This window comes from Pseudonocardia phyllosphaerae, assembly GCF_046546475.1.
Classification (GTDB): Bacteria; Actinomycetota; Actinomycetes; order Mycobacteriales; family Pseudonocardiaceae; genus Pseudonocardia; species Pseudonocardia phyllosphaerae.
Genome location: NZ_JBKGXS010000003.1, coordinates 64,425 through 81,997, shown reverse-complemented (window position 1 = coordinate 81,997; position 17,573 = coordinate 64,425). Strand labels below are relative to the sequence as shown.

General features: G+C 73.5%; 15 protein-coding genes. 11 read left to right on the top strand and 4 right to left on the bottom strand.

The window, feature by feature from the left end; all coding sequences use genetic code 11:
- Positions 1 to 222 precede the first annotated feature (222 nt).
- The 7 genes from acs (at position 223) to ACLE50_RS08805 (ending at position 7,472) form a co-directional block, all read left to right on the top strand.
- On the top strand, positions 223 to 2,205 hold the full coding sequence (gene acs / locus ACLE50_RS08835; protein ID WP_410942943.1) for an acetate--CoA ligase: 1,983 nt from the start codon (positions 223 to 225) through the stop codon (positions 2,203 to 2,205).
- A 66-nt stretch (positions 2,206 to 2,271) separates the two neighbouring features.
- A complete protein-coding gene (arfB, locus tag ACLE50_RS08830; RefSeq protein ID WP_410942942.1) occupies positions 2,272 to 2,748 on the top strand; it encodes an alternative ribosome rescue aminoacyl-tRNA hydrolase ArfB in 477 nt (158 codons plus the stop codon).
- A 105-nt stretch (positions 2,749 to 2,853) separates the two neighbouring features.
- The gene (locus ACLE50_RS08825; RefSeq protein ID WP_410943255.1) at positions 2,854 to 3,381 is read left to right on the top strand and encodes a phage holin family protein; all 528 of its coding nucleotides are present in this window, start codon (positions 2,854 to 2,856) and stop codon (positions 3,379 to 3,381) included.
- Between the two features lie 62 nt (positions 3,382 to 3,443).
- Entirely contained in the window at positions 3,444 to 4,352 is a 909-nt protein-coding gene (locus ACLE50_RS08820) for an alpha/beta fold hydrolase (protein ID WP_410942941.1), read from the top strand.
- A gap of 61 nt (positions 4,353 to 4,413) precedes the next feature.
- Positions 4,414 to 5,682, top strand: coding sequence for a phosphoribosylamine--glycine ligase (gene purD / locus ACLE50_RS08815; protein ID WP_410942940.1), 1,269 nt, complete (start codon positions 4,414 to 4,416; stop codon positions 5,680 to 5,682).
- A 233-nt stretch (positions 5,683 to 5,915) separates the two neighbouring features.
- The gene (locus ACLE50_RS08810) at positions 5,916 to 6,122 is read left to right on the top strand and encodes a hypothetical protein (RefSeq protein WP_410942939.1); all 207 of its coding nucleotides are present in this window, start codon (positions 5,916 to 5,918) and stop codon (positions 6,120 to 6,122) included.
- Positions 6,123 to 6,353: 231 nt separating this feature from the next.
- Complete coding sequence (locus ACLE50_RS08805; RefSeq protein WP_410943254.1) at positions 6,354 to 7,472, top strand: pyridoxal phosphate-dependent aminotransferase; 1,119 nt, start codon at positions 6,354 to 6,356, stop codon at positions 7,470 to 7,472.
- A 48-nt stretch (positions 7,473 to 7,520) separates the two neighbouring features.
- Here ACLE50_RS08805 and ACLE50_RS08800 read toward each other — a convergent pair whose 3' ends face one another.
- From ACLE50_RS08800 to ACLE50_RS08790, 3 genes are all read right to left on the bottom strand, one after another.
- Positions 7,521 to 9,671, bottom strand: coding sequence for a YhgE/Pip family protein (locus ACLE50_RS08800; RefSeq protein WP_410942938.1), 2,151 nt, complete (start codon positions 9,669 to 9,671; stop codon positions 7,521 to 7,523).
- Positions 9,668 to 10,477 (bottom strand): ATP-binding cassette domain-containing protein, encoded by an 810-nt coding sequence (locus ACLE50_RS08795; protein WP_410942937.1) that lies wholly within the window; start codon positions 10,475 to 10,477, stop codon positions 9,668 to 9,670. The genes ACLE50_RS08800 and ACLE50_RS08795 overlap by 4 nt, the downstream gene beginning before the upstream one ends.
- A gap of 287 nt (positions 10,478 to 10,764) precedes the next feature.
- Positions 10,765 to 11,811, bottom strand: a complete 1,047-nt coding sequence (locus ACLE50_RS08790) for a threonine aldolase family protein (protein ID WP_410943253.1) — start codon at positions 11,809 to 11,811, stop codon at positions 10,765 to 10,767.
- Positions 11,812 to 12,101: 290 nt separating this feature from the next.
- On the opposite strand from ACLE50_RS08790, the gene ACLE50_RS08785 reads away from it, so the two are divergent.
- From ACLE50_RS08785 to ACLE50_RS08775, 3 genes are read left to right on the top strand one after another with little or no spacing between them, the layout of a single operon-like run.
- Positions 12,102 to 12,680, top strand: a complete 579-nt coding sequence (locus ACLE50_RS08785; protein ID WP_410942936.1) for a TetR/AcrR family transcriptional regulator — start codon at positions 12,102 to 12,104, stop codon at positions 12,678 to 12,680.
- 22 nt (positions 12,681 to 12,702) lie between these two features.
- Complete coding sequence (gene purB / locus ACLE50_RS08780; RefSeq protein ID WP_410942935.1) at positions 12,703 to 14,130, top strand: adenylosuccinate lyase; 1,428 nt, start codon at positions 12,703 to 12,705, stop codon at positions 14,128 to 14,130.
- Positions 14,127 to 14,981, top strand: coding sequence for a phosphoribosylaminoimidazolesuccinocarboxamide synthase (locus tag ACLE50_RS08775; protein WP_410942934.1), 855 nt, complete (start codon positions 14,127 to 14,129; stop codon positions 14,979 to 14,981). Before purB ends, ACLE50_RS08775 begins: the two co-directional genes overlap by 4 nt.
- Positions 14,982 to 15,264: 283 nt before the next feature.
- Here ACLE50_RS08775 and ACLE50_RS08770 read toward each other — a convergent pair whose 3' ends face one another.
- The gene (locus tag ACLE50_RS08770) at positions 15,265 to 16,290 is read right to left on the bottom strand and encodes a sugar-binding transcriptional regulator (protein ID WP_410942933.1); all 1,026 of its coding nucleotides are present in this window, start codon (positions 16,288 to 16,290) and stop codon (positions 15,265 to 15,267) included.
- Between the two features lie 154 nt (positions 16,291 to 16,444).
- Here ACLE50_RS08770 and ACLE50_RS08765 point away from each other — a divergent pair, with 154 nt between their 5' ends.
- On the top strand, positions 16,445 to 17,566 hold the full coding sequence (locus tag ACLE50_RS08765) for an alcohol dehydrogenase catalytic domain-containing protein (protein ID WP_410942932.1): 1,122 nt from the start codon (positions 16,445 to 16,447) through the stop codon (positions 17,564 to 17,566).
- Positions 17,567 to 17,573: the final 7 nt, after the last annotated feature.

Below are 17,573 nucleotides of genomic sequence, written 5' to 3'. Positions count from 1 at the left end.
CGCATTCTCCCAACCCGGGGGTGCGCGCCGTGCGCCGCCGTCCCGACCTGCGCCGACGGTCAGGTGCGCACGTGTGGAGAGCGTCCGGCCCGTCCCTACAGACGGTGCGTTTTCCCGCGCGTTTCACTAGCGTCTGTCCGCACACGTGCGCGCACTGCGCGTACGTCCTGCGGCCGTTGGCAGGCCCGCTGTGAACGACTTGTCGAGGAGGACACGAGGACGATGGCCGAGTCCGAGAAGAGCAACTCCGCGCTGAGCGCACTGTCCACCGAGAGCCGGTCGTTCCCGCCGCCGGAGCAGTTCGCCGCACAGGCGAAGGCCACCGCGGACTGGTACGAGCGCGCCGACGCCGACCGGGAGGGTTTCTGGGCCGAGCAGGCCGACCGCCTGGACTGGTCGACGAAGTGGGACCGCGTCCTGGACTGGGACGACGCCCCGTTCGCGAAGTGGTTCACCGGTGGCGAGCTGAACGTCGCCTACAACTGCGCCGACCGCCACGTCGACGCCGGCAACGGCGACCGCGTCGCCATCCACTGGGAGGGCGAGCCCGGCGACAGCCGGGACATCACCTACGCCGACCTCAAGCGTGAGGTCTCCAAGACCGCGAACGCGCTCGAGGACCTGGGCGTCGGGAAGGGCGACCGCGTCGCCATCCAGCTCCCGATGATCCCCGAGGCGATCTTCTCGATGCTGGCCTGTGCCCGGCTGGGTGCGCTGCACAGCGTCGTGTTCGGCGGGTTCTCCCCGGGCGCGCTGAAGGCGCGCATCGAGGACGCCGAGGCCAAGGTGCTGATCACCAGCGACGGCCAGTACCGCCGCGGCAAGCCGGCGCCGATGAAGGAGAACACCGACCAGGCCGTCGAGGGCACGACGATCGAGAAGGTCCTCGTCGTCAAGCGCACCGGGACCGAGGTCCCCTGGACCGATGGCCGCGACCTCTGGTGGGGCGACGTCGTCGACGCCGCGTCGGAGGAGCACACCCCGCAGGCGTTCGAGGCCGAGCACCCGCTGTTCATCCTCTACACCTCGGGCACCACCGGGAAGCCGAAGGGCATCCTGCACACCTCGGGCGGCTACCTGACCCAGGCCGCCTACACCCACGACGCCGTGTTCGACCACACGCCGGGCGAGGACGTGTACTGGTGCACCGCCGACATCGGCTGGATCACCGGGCACACCTACATCGTCTACGGCCCGCTGGCCAACGGCGCGACCCAGATCGTCTACGAGGGCACGCCGAACACCCCGCACGAGGGCCGGCACTGGGAGATCGTCCAGAAGTACGGCGTCTCGGTGTACTACACCGCCCCGACGCTGATCCGGACGTTCATGAAGTGGGGCGAGGACATCCCCGCGAAGTACGACCTGTCCTCGCTGCGGGTCCTGGGCACGGTCGGCGAGCCGATCAACCCCGAGGCCTGGATGTGGTTCCGGCAGAAGATCGGTGCCGAGAACTGCCCGATCGTCGACACCTGGTGGCAGACCGAGACCGGTGCCTCGATGATCGCGCCGCTGCCCGGCGTCACGCACACCAAGCCGGGCTCGGCCATGGCGCCGCTGCCCGGGATCTCGGCGATCGTCGTCGACGACGACGGCAACGAGGTCGGTAACGGAGAGGGCGGCTACCTGGTCGTCGACAAGCCGTGGCCGTCGATGCTGCGCGGGATCTGGAAGGACCCGGAGCGGTTCAAGGACACCTACTGGTCCCGCTTCGCCGACCAGGGCTACTACTTCGCCGGTGACGGCGCGAAGTACGACGAGGACGGCGCCATCTGGCTGCTCGGCCGCGTCGACGACGTCATGAACGTCTCCGGGCACCGCATCTCCACCACCGAGGTCGAGTCGGCGCTGGTCAGTCACCCGACGGTGGCCGAGGCCGCGGTCGTCGGCGCCGCCGACGAGACCACCGGCCAGGGCATCGTCGCGTTCGTGATCCTGCGCGGGGACGCGGCAGGCGACGAGTCCAAGGGCGAGGAGGCGCTGAAGGCGCTGCGCGACCACGTCTCCAAGGAGATCGGGCCGATCGCGAAGCCGCGCCAGATCATGGTCGTCGAGGAGCTGCCGAAGACCCGCTCCGGCAAGATCATGCGACGGCTGCTGCGCGACGTCGCGGAGAACCGGGAGGTCGGCGACGTCTCGACGCTGGCCGACTCCTCGGTGATGGACATGATCACCACCGGGATGCAGGACTCCAAGGAGGACTGACCCCGTCGTGCCGCGGCCCCGGGACCCCGAGCGGGTCCCGGGGCCGCGGTGCGTCCGCGTACTCGTATGTCGGATGCGCGCTCGCGGGCGCCTGGGACACTGGGCGGCGTGGACTCCGTGGACGGCGATCTCGAGGTGCGGCGCGGCTTCGTCGTGCCCGGCCGCGAGCTTCGCTGGCGGTTCTCCCGCGCGTCCGGCCCGGGCGGGCAGGGCGTGAACACCACCGACTCCCGCGTCGAGCTGTCCTTCGACGTCGAGCGCTCCCCGAGCGTCCCGGAGGACCTGCGTGCGCGGGCGCTGGAGCGCCTGAGCCCCAGACTCTCCGGAGGTGTGCTGACGGTCACCGCGGCCGAGCACCGCAGCCAGCTGCGCAACCGGGAGGCCGCCCGGGCCCGGCTCGGCGCAGTCCTCGGCGAGGCCACCGCACCCGGCCCGCGCAGGCGCAGGCCCACCCGCCCGACCGCAGGGTCGCGGCGCAGGCGCCTGGACGCGAAGACCCGTCGGGGACAGATCAAGAAGATGCGGGGCCGCCCGGAGGTGTGACGGCGTGGCGGAGTCCAGCAAGGACCCGACACCCGTGGCACGATGACGGCTCACGATCGACGGCCGCAGGGGAAGAGGTCCCCGCGGTCGAGAAACGCAGGAGGGATCACGGTGCCCAGCAACCCGAGCAGCCAGGCCGGCGACGGGGACGTTCCTCCCGTTCTGCCCTCCATCCCTCTGACCGCCGAGCCCGGTCCGCGCGAGCAGTCCATCGGCGCGCTCGCCAAGGACGTCACGTCGCACCTGTCGACGCTGGTCCGCTCCGAGGTGGAGCTGGCCAAGGCCGAGGTGACGGCCGAGGTCAAGAAGGGCGTGCAGGGCAGCATCTTCTTCGTGCTCGCCGCGGTGATCGGGCTGTTCAGCCTGTTCTACCTGTTCTTCACCCTCGCCGAGCTCCTCTCGGTGTGGCTCCAGCGGTGGGCAGGCTTCGGGATCACGTTCCTGTTCATGCTGGTCGTGGCCGGTGTCTGCGGCCTGATCGGCTACCTGCGGGTCCGCAAGATCCGCAAGCCGGAGCGGACCATCGACTCGCTGAAGGACTCCGCGCAGGTGCTCTCGCAGCGCGGCAAGGGCGACACCGTCCGCGAGCTGACCACCGACGGCCGCTCCGGCCGGCACGCCGCCGCGGGCTGACACCTCGCGCGACCCCGCCGGTGGGACGTCCACGGGGCGGCCCGGGCCCGTCGGTGGTCCGGGTGCCCGGGCCGTGGACCCACCGGCACGTCTCGGCCAACGGCATCCGCGTCCACCTGGCCGAGTACGGCCCGGCGGACGGGCCGCTGGTCGTCCTGTTGCACGGGTTCCCCGAGTTCTGGTGGACCTGGCGGCACCAGCTCCTCGCGCTCGGCGACGCCGGCTACCGCGCCGTCGCCGCCGATCTGCGCGGCTACGGCGACACCGACAAGCCGCCCCGCGGCTACGACCTGTGGACCCTCGCCGGGGACACCGCAGGGCTGATCCGGGCCCTGGGGGAGCGGCGTGCGCACGTCGTCGGGCACGACTGGGGGGCCGCGATCGGCTGGACCCTCGCCGCGCTGCACCCGCGGCTGGTCGACACGCTCACCGTGATCGGCGCCCCGCACCCCACCGCCATGCGCGACGCGTTGCTCGCCGATCCGCTCGGTCAGGGGTGGGCCAGCCGCTACATGCTGGGCTTCCAGCTCCCGCGGCTGCCCGAGCGCTCCCTGCGGGCCGACGACGGCGCCCGGGTCGAGCGGATCATGCGGGCCTGGGCGGGCCCCGACTGGCCGCGTACCGCCGACTTCGCCGAGGCGGCGTCCCGCAACCGCGACGCGATCCGGATCCCGCCGGCACCGCACTGCAGCCTCGAGTACTACCGCTGGTCGATGCGCTCGCAGCTGCGCCCCGACGGCCGCCGCTTCGCCCGCGACGTCGCCGGCCCGGTCACCGCGCCGGTGCTGCAGCTGCACGGCGCCGCCGACCCGTGCGTGCTCACCACCACGATGTCGCGCACCACCCGCTACGCCGGTGCGGGCCTGACCGCGCACGTGCTCCCCGCGACCGGACACTTCCCGCACGAGGAGCACCCCACGCACGTCACGGCGCTGCTCGGCGGTTTCCTCGGCGCGACGGACGGTCGCTGACCGGTCCGGACCGGAGGACCGGTTCCCCACCGGCGCACCGACGCCTCTAGGGTCGACTGCCGTGCGAGTCCTGGTCGTGGGAAGCGGCGCGCGTGAGCACGCCATAGCCGTGTCGTTGGCGCAGGATCCGGGGGTGACGGCCCTGGCCTGTGCGCCCGGCAATGCGGGAACTGCTGCCGTCTCCGAGCAGCTGGGTCTGGACGTGTCGGACAACGACGCGCTGGTCGCACTGGCGCGCAGCTGGGAGGCCGACCTCGTCGTCATCGGGCCGGAGGTGCCGCTGGTCAACGGCGCCGCCGACGCGGTCCGCGACGACGGCATCCCCTGCTTCGGACCGTCGCGGGAGGCCGCGCGGATCGAGGGCTCGAAGGCGTTCGCCAAGTCGGTGATGACCGCCGCGGGCGTGCCCACGGCGTCGTCGGTCGTGGTGGACACCCCCGCGCACCTGGACACCGCGCTGAGCGTGTTCACCCCGCCCTACGTCGTGAAGGACGACGGTCTGGCCGCAGGCAAGGGCGTCGTCGTCTCGTCCGACGTCGAGGTCGCCCGTGCGCACGCGCTGAGCCTGCTCGAGGCCGGGCACCCCGCCCTGCTCGAGTCGTTCCTGGACGGTCCCGAGGTCTCGCTGTTCTGCCTCGTCGACGGGTCGACCGTCGTTCCGTTGCTGCCCGCGCAGGACTTCAAGCGCGTCGGCGACGGCGGTACCGGCCCGAACACCGGTGGCATGGGCGCCTACTGCCCGCTGCCCTGGGCCGGCGACGACCTCGCCGAGGACCTGGCCGACCGAATCGTGCGCCCGGTCGCTGCGGAGATGGAGCGCCGCGGCACCCCGTTCTCCGGCCTGCTCTACGCCGGCCTGGCACTGACCTCGAACGGCCCGGCCGTCATCGAGTTCAACTGCCGCTTCGGGGACCCGGAGACCCAGGCGGTGCTGGCGCTGCTGCGCACCCCGCTGGCGCAGCTGCTGCACGCCACGGCCACCGGCGCGCTCGCCGAGCAGGACCCACCGGAGTGGGCCGACGGCGCGGCGGTGACCGTCGTCGTCGCCGCGGACGGCTACCCGGCGACCCCGCGGCTCGGTGACGTGATCACCGGGGCCGAGGGCGACGGCGTCCTGCACGCGGGCACGCGGCGGCGCGAGGACGGCGCCGTCGTGTCCTCCGGCGGGCGGGTGCTGTCGGTCGTCGGGACCGGTGCGGACCTCGCCGCGGCCCGGGCCGACGCCTACGCGCGGCTGGAGCCGGTGCGGCTCGCGGGCTCGCACCACCGCACCGACATCGGTCTCGATGCCGAGCGCGGAGAGGTCTCGGTGCCCGCCGCACGGGCCTGATGTTTCTCCCATGTTACTGCCGAATGGCCGAGTGACCTTCGTCCAAGCGGACGTTTGACGCAGCTGACCTGGCGATGTGCGGGATGGCGGGGCGGGTTCTTCGACGACGTGTAGAGGACTCTTGAAGACGAGGTAAACCGCCCCGCCCGGGTTTGATCGGGCCGGGGGTGGACGTGAATGGTTCCGGATCACGGGCACACCGGGTGTCCGTAGATCTTCAGGAGGAACCAGACATGGCCAACGCCCCCAAGCCGGCCCGCCGTCGCGCCCTCGGCCTCGCCGCCGCCGTCGTCGCCGCCCCGCTCGCGACGCTGGCCTTCACCGGCTCCGCCCAGGCGGCCGAGATCACCCCGATCGCCCAGTACGTCGACAAGACCGTCGCCGACACCGAGACCGAGGTCGGCTCGGTCGTGGACGACCTGGGCCTCAAGGGCAAGTAAGACGGCGCCTCGCTGCGCCACCGCGCAGCTGTGACCGGGCCCGGGTCCCGCCCTCTCCTCGGGGAGCGGGGCCCGGGCCCGCGCGTGTCCGGCACCTCCGGCCGAGGGCTCCCGGACGGAGGTGCCGGACACGCACCCGGGGCGCACCCGACCGGCGGTTAGTCTCCGGGCGTGACGAGCTCCGCCCAGCTGACCGTCGCGGCGCGCGCCGCGGTCGCCCCGTTCCACGTCATGGACGTGTGGGCGGCGGCCGCCGACCGCGCCCGCACCCACGGCGACCTGCTCAACCTCTCCGCGGGCCAGCCGTCCACCCCGGCGCCCGAGCCGGTTCGGGCCGCCGCCGTCGAGGCGCTGAACTCCGAGGTCCTCGGCTACACCGTGGCGCCGGGCCTGCCCGAGCTGCGCGCCGGCGTCGCCGGGCACTACCGCCGCACCCGGGGCCTGGAGATCGACCCGGCCGACGTCGTCATGACGACCGGCTCCTCCGGTGGCTTCCTGCTCGCCTTCCTCGCCGCGTTCGACGCGGGCGACCGCGTCGCGATGGCCCGCCCCGGCTACCCCTGCTATCGCAACATCCTCGCCGCGCTGGGCTGCGAGGTCGTCGAGCTGCCGTGCGGGCCGGACACCCGGTTCCAGCCGACCGTGGAGATGCTCGACGCGCTCGACGAGCCGGTGAAGGGCCTGATCCTGGCCAGCCCCGCCAACCCGAGCGGGACCGTGCTCGAGCCCGGTGAGCTGGCCGCGCTCGCCGCGTACTGCGAGGAGCACGGCATCCAGCTGATCAGCGACGAGATCTACCACGGCATCACGTTCCCGGGCTCGCCCGCGACCGCGTGTGCGTGGGAGACCTCCCGCGAGGCCGTCCTGGTGAACTCGTTCTCCAAGTACTTCTCGATGACCGGCTGGCGGCTGGGCTGGCTGGTGTGCCCGCCGCGGCTGCGCCGCACCGTCGAGGGCCTGGCCGGCAACTTCACCGTGTGCCCGCCCGCGCTGCCCCAGTACGCCGCACAGGCCGCGTTCGACGAGGCGTCCTACGCCGAGGCCGACGCGCACGTGCTGCGCTACGGCCGCAACCGCGACCTGCTGCTGCGCGGGCTGCCGGAGATCGGCATCGCCCGCCTGGCCCCGGCCGACGGCGCGTTCTACGTCTACGCCGACGTCGCGCACCTGCTCGGGCCGGGGGAGACGTCGATGGAGCTGACCTACCGGCTGCTCGCCGAGACCGGGATCGCCGTCGCACCGGGCGCGGACTTCGACCCGGTCGACGGCGGCGGCTACGTCCGGTTCTCCTGCGCCGGCGCCACCGCCGACGTGGAGGCCGCGCTGGAACGCCTGCGCGCCTGGGTCTGACGCCCGTCCCGAGAGTTCCCCGCCCCGAGAGCCCAGAGCAGAGAGAGCTCAGAGCACCAGTTCCGGCTTCACCGCCGACGGCGTCCACACCCGCTGCTTCCAGGCCGCGTAGGTGCCGATCCCGATGGCCAGCGCCCACCAGCCGACCAGCACCGGGACCGCGGTCCCGATCAGCCCGGCCAGCTCGCCGCCGTACATGAGGTGCCGCAGGCCGTCGACGGCGTAGCCCATCGGCATGATGTGGTGCACCGGGTAGAGCGGGTCCGGGATGGTCTGCCAGGGGAACGTGCCGCCGGCCGAGACCAGCTGAAGCACCATCAGCACCAGGCCGAGGAACTGCCCGACGCTGCCCAGCAGCGCGTTCAGGGCGTGCACGATCGCGGTGAAGCACAGCGCGACCAGGCACAGGAACGCCCACGTCGCGACCGGATGCACCGGTTCGAGGCCGAGCCCGAGCACCACGACGAGGTACATGCCGGTGGCCTGCACCGTCCCGAGCAGCCCGGCCGGGATCCACCCGCCCAGCGCGGTCCGCAGCGGGCTCTGCCCGGCCGCGATCGCGCGCCGGGACAGCGGCTGGAGCAGCAGGAACAGCGTGTAGCCGCCGATCCAGGTCGCCAGCGCCATGAAGAACGGGGCGAGGCCCTCGCCGTAGGTGCTCGCCTTCGCGTGCGCGACGTCGCGGGTGGCGACCGGGTCGCCGATGGTCTTCGCGGTGGCGTCGCGGACGTCTGGCGACGGGTGCGGGATCTGGCCGAGACCGTCGTTCAGGCCGTCGCGCAGCTGCGCGCTGCCGGTGGCGAGCTTCCCGGTGCCGGTCTCGAGTCGGTGCGCACCGTCGGCGAGCCGGTCGGTGCCGTCGACGGCGCTGCGCTCACCCGCGGTCAGCCGGTCGGCGCCGGCGCTCAGCGCCGTGGCCCCGGTGGAGAGCCGGTCGGCACCGGTGGAGAGCTTCCGGACCCCGCCCGCGAGCTCCGTGGAGCCGTCGCGGAGCCGGTCGGCGCCGTCGGCGGCCGCGGAGATCCCGTTCGTGAGCTGCGACGACGACGCGGCCAGCCGCTCGGCGCCGTCGGCGACCTTCCCGGCCCCGGACCCCAGATGGTCGAGCTGCCCGGACGCGGCCTGCACCCGCTGGTCGCCCTGCTCCAGCGGCTGCTTCGCGTTCGCCAGCACCGACAGCGCCTGCTGTACCTGCTCGTCGGTGAAGCCCTTGTCGCGCAGCCCCTTCGCGACGGCTCCGTCGGCGGCGTCGAGGTCGGAGGTGAGCTTCGCGCTCTCCCGGGCCACCCGATCGCCTGCGTCGGCGATGCGGGCGTTGCCATCGGCGACCTGCCGGGCGCCGTCGGCGAGCTCCCGGGTCTTTCCGGGCAGCTGCGCGGTCCGGTCCCGCGCCGAGTCCAGCCCGGTCGCGAGCTGCCCCGCTCCGGCCGAGAGCCGGTCGGCCCCGGCGGAGGCGCGGTCGGCGCCGCCGGCGAGCGCCGAGGCCCCGCCCGACAGCTCGTCCGCGCCGGAGGACAGCTGCGTCGAGCCGTCGAGGAGCTTGCGCTGCCCGGCGGCGAGCCGGTCGGCGCCGGTCGCCAGCTGCGCGGCGCCGTCGTGCGCCTGGCTCGATCCGGTCGCGAGCTGCGACGCGCCGTCCGCGGCCTGCGCGGTCTTGGTGTAGATCGTCGAGAAGCCGGTGAGGAAGCGCGACGCCGCCTGGGTGCCGACCTCCTTGGACACCGAGTCGCGCACCTTCGTGACCAGGGTGTCGGCGATGGTGCGGGCCAGGTAGTTGTTGGAGTCGTTCGTGGTCAGGGTCAGCACGCCCTGGCGCGGGGTGAAGTCGCCGCTGGAGCGCAGCGCGGCGGTGAAGTCGCGCGGGATGGTCAGGGCGAAGGTGTAGCGGTTGTCCTGCACACCGGAGTCGGCCTCGGCGGCGTCGACCCGGTGGAAGTCGAACGAGCCGGACTCGACGAGGTCGCGGGCGACGTCCTCGCCGACGTTCTGCGGCTTCCCGTCCTGGTCGGTGCCACCCTGGTCCTCGACGACCAGTGCGGCCGGGACCTTGTCGAGGCGGCCGTAGGGGTCGCCGTTGGCGTAGAGGTAGAAGCCCGCGTAGAGCATCGGGATCAGCAGCAGGGCCAGCACCGCCAGGATCGGCAGGCGGCCCGACGTGATCCGCCTCAGCTCGCTGATCGCCATCCGGATCGCGCTCACCGGTCCTGCTCCTCGCTCTGCTCGTCGGTCGTGTCGTGGGTGGGCCGGGCGTGCTTCCCGGGTTCCGGGGGCGGCGGCAGCGAGCCGCCGCCGAGGTGCACGGCCGGGATGCCCAGCAGCGCCGCGGAGGTCTCCGTGCAGGTGACGACGACCGCGCGGCCTGCGGCGGCGTGCTCGGCCGCGACCACCCACCACGTCGTCGGGGTGCCGCCGTGCCGGTCCGGTGCGGTCAGCACCAGCGCCTCGACCCCCGGCCGGGACGCGGCCAGCTCGGTGGTCAGCGCCAGCCGGGTCGGTGCGGGGACGTCCTCGAACCGGGTCGTGGCGTACTGCTCGGCGCCGCGCGCGGCCAGCCACCCGACGACGGTGCGCGGCAGCGTTCCGCGCCCGGCCATCGCCAGCTCCTCACCGACGACGGTGCGCAGCGGCAGTACCGGGTCCGGCTCGCTGACCCCGGGGGTGTCGACGACCGCGACGGCGCGGCGCAGACGGCGGGTGTCGTCGTCGCCGTCGAGGGTGACGGTGCCGTGCGAGGGGGTCATCCGCCCGGCCAGGCAGAGCGCCAGCGCGGTGTGCCCGGAGCCCGGGGTACCGGCGACCAGCACGACCTCGCCCGGGCGGACCCGCAGCGACGTCGGGAGCAGCAGCGGCCCGTGCGCACCGTCCACGGCGACGCCGTCGGCGACCAGGCCGTCCGGGGGCGCGACGACGGCGCCGAGGTCGGCGGTGGCGTCGGTGCCTGCGGCGGCGGAATCGGTGGCGGCGTCGGTGGCGGTGGGGTCCTGGTCGGGCGAGGGGCTGCTCATCGTGGTCCTGCGGTCGGGGCACCGCGGACGGGCGCGTCACCGTGGACGGGTTCACGCAGGTCACCGGCACCGTGTCGGGTCGGAGCCTCCGGCGGCCACAGGAAGGGCGGCCGGGGCAGAAGCCTAGGCCGACGGCAGCGGCGCCGTCCGGTCTCAGCTCCAGTCTCGCCCGGACGTGCGCGCCCTACTTGACTCGACGCGACACTAACTTGCCCCGGCGCGACACGGGGCCGGTCGGCGACACAGCCCCGGGCGGCGACACGGGGCCGGTCCGGTGGAGAATGTCGTCAGGCGCTGCGCTCGCGGTCGGCGCCGGTCTGCAGGCGCGACTCCGGCTGCGTGTGCGACGACGCCCCGGCCACCGCCGTGCTCGACGGCCCGACCTCGCCGATCCGGCCCAGTGCGGCCTCGATGTGGGCGTCGGTGATGCCCGAGTGCGTCATCAGCCGCAGCTTCCCGCCGATCGCGGACGCCTTCACCCCGGCCTCGGCGAACGCCGCGACGGTCCCGGCGACGTCGGCCACGTCGACCAGGACGATGTTGGTCTGCGGCTCGCGGACCCGCCAGCCGCGCTCGCGCAGGCCGGTGGCCAGCGTCGTCGCCCGGGTGTGGTCGGCCTCGAGCAGGTCGACGTTGTCCAGCGCGACCAGCCCGGCCGCGGCCATCACGCCGCCCTGGCGGACGCCGCCGCCGAGCATCTTGCGCAGCCGGCGCGCCTGCTCGACGAACTCCGCCGACCCGGCCACGACCGAACCGACCGGCGCGCCGAGGCCCTTGCTCAGGCACACCGAGACGGTGTCCGCGCCGACCGTCAGCGCGCCGGGCGGGACGCCGAGCGCGACCGCGGCGTTCCACAGCCGGGCGCCGTCGAGGTGCACGGCGAGCCGGGCGGCGCGCGCGGCCGCGGCCACCGAGGCGTGCTCCTCGGGTGCGGTGACGGTGCCACCGGCGGCGTTGTGCGAGTTCTCCAGGCACAGCAGCACGGTGCGCAGCGCGGCGTAGGAGCCGTCGGAGGTCGCGGCGCGGCGCACCGCGGTCGCGGTGACCTTGCCGGGGCCGCCGTCGTGCGGCAGCGGGCGCGGCATGCCGCCTGCCAGCCAGGCCGCGGTCCCGAGCTCGAAGTCCAGTACGTGCGCGCCCTGCGGCGCGAGGAACGCCTCGCCACGGCCGAGGTGGCTCATCAGCGCGATGATGTTGGCCATCGTCCCGGTCGGCGTCCACAGTGCGTCCGCGGCGCCGAGTAGGCCCGCGACCCGCTCCTCGAGCGCCCGCATCGTGGGGTCGCGGTCGAGGACGTCGTCGCCGGTCTCGGCCTCGGCCATCGCCGAGCGCATCGCGGCGGACGGCGCCGTCACGGTGTCCGAGCGCAGGTCGATCGGCTCGGACGGATCCACTGCGGAGGCGGCACCGCGGATGGCGGTGCGCCCCGCTCGCCGGCTGCGGGGTGACGGACGCACCCCCTCAGTGTCGTGCATCGGCGTTCCGGGGAGAACAGCAGGGTCACGAAAAGGTCACGGACCTCGGCCCGGGGTGCCGGTGACCTGGGGCGACCGGATGCCCCGGAACGGGAGCGGCGCCGCATTTCCACTGTGCTGCGGACCCCGGACCGGGCAGGATGACGCGGATGGCGGCGCCGAAACAGACCGAGAAGGGCGAGCGCCGCCGTGCGCAGCTCGTCGCCGCGGCGGCGGATCTGCTGGAGGAGAACGGTTTCGATGCCGTCCGGCACCGCGCCGTCGCCGAGCGCGCCGGGGTACCGCTGGCGGCCACGACGTACTACTTCTCCTCGCTCGACGATCTCGTCGCCGCCGCGCTGGACCACCTCGGCGGCGAGGAGCTCGCGATGTCCCGGACCTGCCTCGACGAGCACGACGACCCGTCGGAGATCGTCCTGGACCTGCTGCTCGGGCCCCGTTCGCGCACCGGCGGCCTCGACCCGGTGCTGCTGCGCTTCGAGCGGCTGATCGGCTCCGGGCGCCGTCCGTATCTGGCCGGGCTGCTGCGCGCCCAGCGCGTCGAGTTCGACGCCCAGCTCGACGAGGCCCTCACCCGGGCCGCCGGACGCAGGCCCCGCCCGGGGGAGGTGCGCCGGGTGACCGCGCTGGTCGACGGCGTCGTGCTCACCGCGCTGATCGAGGCCGACCCGGACCCGCGGGAGGTCGCCAGGGGTGCGCTGCGCGAGGCCATCGCCGAGTGGTCCTGAGCAGCGATTACCATCGCACGACGTGATTCCCAACGTGCTGGCCGCGCGCTACGCGAGCCCCGAGCTGGTCCGCCTCTGGTCCCCGGAGTACAAGATCCAGCTGGAGCGACGGCTGTGGATCGCGGTCCTCCGCGCCCAGCGCGACCTCGGCATCGAGGTGCCCGAGCAGGCGATCGCCGACTACGAGGCCGTCGTCGAGCAGGTCGACCTCGACTCGATCGCCGCACGGGAGCGGGTGACCCGGCACGACGTGAAGGCCCGGATCGAGGAGTTCAACGCCCTCGCCGGCCACGAGCACGTGCACAAGGGCATGACCAGCCGCGACCTCACCGAGAACGTCGAGCAGCTGCAGATCCGGCTGTCGCTGGAGCTCGTCGCGGACCGGACCGTCGCGCTGCTGGCCCGCCTCGGCCGCCGCGCGGGGGAGTACGCCGAGCTGGTCATGGCCGGGCGCAGCCACAACGTCGCCGCGCAGACCACCACCCTGGGCAAGCGCTTCGCCTCCGCCGCCGACGAGCTGCTCGTCGCGCACGCCCGCCTGGAGGACCTGCGCTCGCGCTACCCGCTGCGCGGGATCAAGGGCCCGATGGGCACCAGCCAGGACATGCTCGACCTGCTCGGCGGCGATGCCGAGGCCGCGGGCAAGCTCGACGACCTGGAGCGCCGCGTCGCCGAGCACCTCGGGTTCGCCGAGGCGTTCACCAGCGTCGGGCAGGTCTACCCGCGCTCGCTGGACCACGACGTCGTCTCCGCGCTGGTGCAGCTGGCCGCGGCGCCGTCGTCGCTGGCCACCACGATCCGGCTGATGGCGGGCGCGGAGCTCGCCACCGAGGGCTTCGCTCCCGGCCAGGTCGGGTCCAGCGCCATGCCGCACAAGATGAACGCGCGTTCCGCGGAACGCATCAACGGCCTCATGGTGATCCTGCGCGGGCTGTCGGTGATGACCGCCGACCTCGCCGGGGCGCAGTGGAACGAGGGCGACGTGTCCTGCTCGGTGGTGCGCCGGGTCGCGCTGCCGGACGCGTTCTTCGCGCTCGACGGGCTCTACGAGACCGCGATGACCGTGCTCGACGAGTTCGGCGCCTACCCCGCGGTGATCGCCAAGGAGCTGGACCGCTACCTGCCGTTCCTCGCGACGACCGCGGTGCTGATGGCCGCCGTCCGTGCCGGTGTCGGCCGGGAGACCGCGCACGAGGTCATCAAGGAGCACGCGGTGGCCGTCGCGCTCGCCATGCGTGAGCAGGGCCAGTCCGACAACGACCTGCTGCAGCGCCTGGCCGGTGACTCCCGGCTAGGACTGCCCGATGGCACCCTCGACGGGCTGCTGGAGAACCCGCTGCGGTTCACCGGAGCGGCGTCGTCGCAGGTGGGCGCGGTCAACGAGAAGATCGCGACGCTCACCGCCAAGAACCCCGAGGCCGCGTCGTACACCCCCGGAGGAATCCTGTGAGGCTCGTCCACTCGGGCAAGGTCCGCGAGCTCTACCTCGACGAGGCCGTCGACCCGGCCGAGCTGCTGCTCGTCGCCTCCGACCGGCTCTCGATCTACGACGTCGTGCTCCCGACGCCGATCCCGGACAAGGGCGCGATCCTCACCGCGCTCTCGCTCTACTGGTTCGAGCGGACCCGCGACCTCGTGCCGAACCACGTCATCGGCACCGACGACGTCCCCGCCGAGTTCGCCGGGCGCGCCGTGCGCTGCCGTCCGCTGGAGATGCTGCCGGTCGAGTGCATCGCCCGCGGCTACCTCACCGGGCTCGGACTCAAGGAGTACCAGCGCACCGGCGCCGTCTCCGGTGTCGCGCTGCCCGACGGCTTCGTCGAGGGTTCGAAGCTCCCCGAGCCGATCTTCACGCCGACGACGAAGGCGCCGGTCGGCGAGCACGACGAGTTCATGACCTTCGACGACGTGGTCGCGCTCGTCGGTGCCGACACCGCCGAGCGGCTGCGCGACCTGACGCTGGAGGTCTACCGGCGCGGCGCGGAGTCCGCGGCGTCCGGCGGCATCCTCGTCGCCGACACCAAGCTGGAGTTCGGCCGCGACACCGCAGGCGAGATCGTCCTGGGCGACGAGGTGCTCACCCCGGATTCCTCGCGCTTCTGGCCCGCCGACTCCTACGAGCCCGGCCGCCCGCAGTTCTCGTTCGACAAGCAGTACGTGCGGGACTGGTCGAGCGCGCTCGACTGGGATCGCACCGCGCCCGGCCCCGAGGTCCCCGACGACGTGGTGAAGGTCGTGCACGACCGCTACGCCGAGGTGTACCGGCGGATCACCGGGACGCCCTGGGTGTCGCCGGGCTGAGGTCGTCCGCGCGGCCGGCGCGGCGCGGCTGCGCGACGATGGCCGGGTCCGGTGGACGCTGCCGGACGACGGACACCCGGCCGGAGTCCGGGTGGACGCTGATGCCGGGCGACGGGCAACCGGCGGAAATGCCTCACCGGATGAGGCGTTCCGGGAGATGCTTCACCTCCTGAGGTAATCCCGGGAGATGCTTCACCTGCTGACGTAGTTCGCCGGTGGAGGCCTGTTCGCTCCGGGCTCTCGGCCCGGGGCCTGCTGCGCTGCGGGCCCGCGCCGCCCGGGCCTACTGCCCCGCGCCCAGCGACTCCAGCAGCGCCTGCGCCGTCGGGGCATCGGTGACGAGCCGGTTGAACAGCCCCGCGCGGGCCCCGCCGACGATGCTCGGCACCTTCTCCTCCCCGACGGCGACGCCGATCGTGCGCGGCACCCTCCGCAGCTGCTCCGGCGCGATCCGCACCATGCGGTCCGCGCCGGGGAAGGTGACCTCGCCGCCGTCTTCGCGGTAGAAGTTCAGGCAGACGTCGCCGACGGCGGCGCGCAGCCCGGTGTCGTCCAGCGGCACCGAGGTGGAGATCGAGTCGCGCTGCGCGGGCGGCGCGCCGATGCCGACGAGCGCGGCGGCCGCCTCGGCCCAGAAGCCGGTGACCCGGCGGAACTCGGGGTCCTCGACGAGCGTCGCGCGCATCGCCTCCGACGGCATGGCCTGCGCGAACAGGAAGTGCGGGCGTCCGCGGACGCGCTCGGCCAGTGCCCGGGTGATCTCGTTGGTCTGGTGCCAGGCCTCGGGCTCGGACACCCCGCCGACGGTCGGGACGATCGCGCAGCCGCCGAACGCGGGCAGCGCCGCACGGCTCAGCTCCCACAGCGTCCGCCCCGACGACACCAGCAGCACGTCCCCGCTCCGCAGCCCCGCCTCGCGCAGCGCCTCGCCGACCGGCTCCGCCAGCCGGGTGCCGACGTCGGGCCCGCCGGAGCGTGTGCCGGGGTGCTGCGGGGCCAGCCACACCCGGTCCAGCCCGAGTGCGGCGGCCAGCTCGCCGGGGTCGACCCCCCCGGTGACCAGCGACTCCGGGTCGTGCACGGTGATCTGCACGATCCCGACGCGGCGCGCCTCGGCGAGCAGCCGCGACACCGTGGGCCGGGACACCGACAACCGGGCCGCGATCTCGGCCTGGTTGAGGTCGTCGACGTAGTACAGCCGGGCCGCGCGGTGCATCAGGCCCAGGTCGCGCCGGGTCGCGTCGCCGGAGGCCGCCGGCGCCGGTGACGTCTGCGCAGCCGTCGCCGCAGCTGGGGGCGTCTCCGCCATCGCTGCTCCCTTCTCCGGTGAAGGATCCTGCCGCACGCAAGCCTTGCACGTTTGTTCACGTTGGAACAGATGTGTTGACGGATGTTCACGACGGAACGCATGCTCAGCGGCGAGAGCATGCAGAGGTCCGCATGGCACCAACGGAGGTTCCGCCATGACCGTCGCGACAGAGATGTCGACCGGGAGCTCGACCGAGCTCCCCACCCGGATGCAGGCCGTCGTCGTGCACGGCCCGGAGGACTACCGGCTGGAGGAGGTGGACGTCCCCACCCCCGGACCGGGCGAGCTGTTGATGCAGGTCGAGGCCGTTGGCGTCTGCGCGAGCGACCTGAAGTGCTACCACGGCGCCGCCAAGTTCTGGGGCGACGCCAACCGCCCCGCCTGGGCCCAGACCGGCCGTACGCCGGGCCACGAGTTCGTCGGCCGCGTCGTCGCCGGTGACGCCGAGGGCCTGGCCCACCACGACGTGCAGCTCGGCGACCGCGTGGTCTGCGAGCAGATCGTCCCGTGCGAGCAGTGCCGCTACTGCCGGCGCGGCGAGTACTGGATGTGCGGGCCGCACGACATGTTCGGCTTCCGCAACTTCGACGGCGCGATGGCCCAGTACATGCTGGTCCCCACCCGCGCCCGCACGCACCGGGTCTCCCCGGACCTGCCGCCTGCGCACGCCGCGTTCGCCGAGCCGCTGTCCTGTGCGCTGCACGCCGTCGAGCGCGCCACCATCTCCTTCGACGACGTCGTGGTCGTCGCCGGCTGCGGGCCGATCGGCCTCGGCCTGATCGCCGGCGCCCGCGCGAAGAACCCGAAGCTGCTGATCGCCCTCGACCTCGACGACGACAAGCTCGCGCTGGGCCGCCGCACCGGGGCCGACCTCACGATCAACATCGGCACCGAGGACGCGGTCGCGAAGGTCAAGGAGCTGACCGAGGGCTACGGCGCCGACGTCTACCTGGAGGGGTCCGGCGCGGTCCCGGCTGTCGCGCAGGGCCTGAACCTGCTGCGCAAGCTGGGCACCTACGTCGAGTACTCGGTGTTCGGCTCCGAGGTCACCGTCGACTGGTCGATCATCTCCGACGACAAGGAGCTCGACGTCCGCGGCGCCCACCTCGGCCCGCACTGCTGGCCGGCCGCGATCAAGATGCTGGAGGACGGGAAGCTCCCGGTCGCCGACATCTGCACCCACCAGGTGCCGCTCAGCGACTTCCAGAAGGCCCTCGACCTCGTCGGCGACACCTCCGGTGCGTCGGTCAAGGTCTCGATCCTGCCGAACGCCTGAGGGGGCC

Excerpts from the sequence above, each read along its gene's own strand:
- acs (WP_410942943.1), top strand. The coding sequence starts at position 223 with ATGGCCGAGTCCGAGAAGAGCAACTCCGCGCTGAGCGCACTGTCCACC.
- arfB (WP_410942942.1), top strand. The coding sequence starts at position 2,272 with ATGTCGGATGCGCGCTCGCGGGCGCCTGGGACACTGGGCGGCGTGGAC.
- ACLE50_RS08810 (WP_410942939.1), top strand. The coding sequence starts at position 5,916 with ATGGCCAACGCCCCCAAGCCGGCCCGCCGTCGCGCCCTCGGCCTCGCC.
- ACLE50_RS08805 (WP_410943254.1), top strand. The coding sequence starts at position 6,354 with ATGGACGTGTGGGCGGCGGCCGCCGACCGCGCCCGCACCCACGGCGAC.
- ACLE50_RS08795 (WP_410942937.1), bottom strand. The coding sequence starts at position 10,477 with ATGAGCAGCCCCTCGCCCGACCAGGACCCCACCGCCACCGACGCCGCC.
- ACLE50_RS08790 (WP_410943253.1), bottom strand. The coding sequence starts at position 11,811 with ATGCGCTCGGCGATGGCCGAGGCCGAGACCGGCGACGACGTCCTCGAC.
- ACLE50_RS08785 (WP_410942936.1), top strand. The coding sequence starts at position 12,102 with ATGGCGGCGCCGAAACAGACCGAGAAGGGCGAGCGCCGCCGTGCGCAG.
- ACLE50_RS08770 (WP_410942933.1), bottom strand. The coding sequence starts at position 16,290 with ATGGCGGAGACGCCCCCAGCTGCGGCGACGGCTGCGCAGACGTCACCG.
- ACLE50_RS08765 (WP_410942932.1), top strand. The coding sequence starts at position 16,445 with ATGACCGTCGCGACAGAGATGTCGACCGGGAGCTCGACCGAGCTCCCC.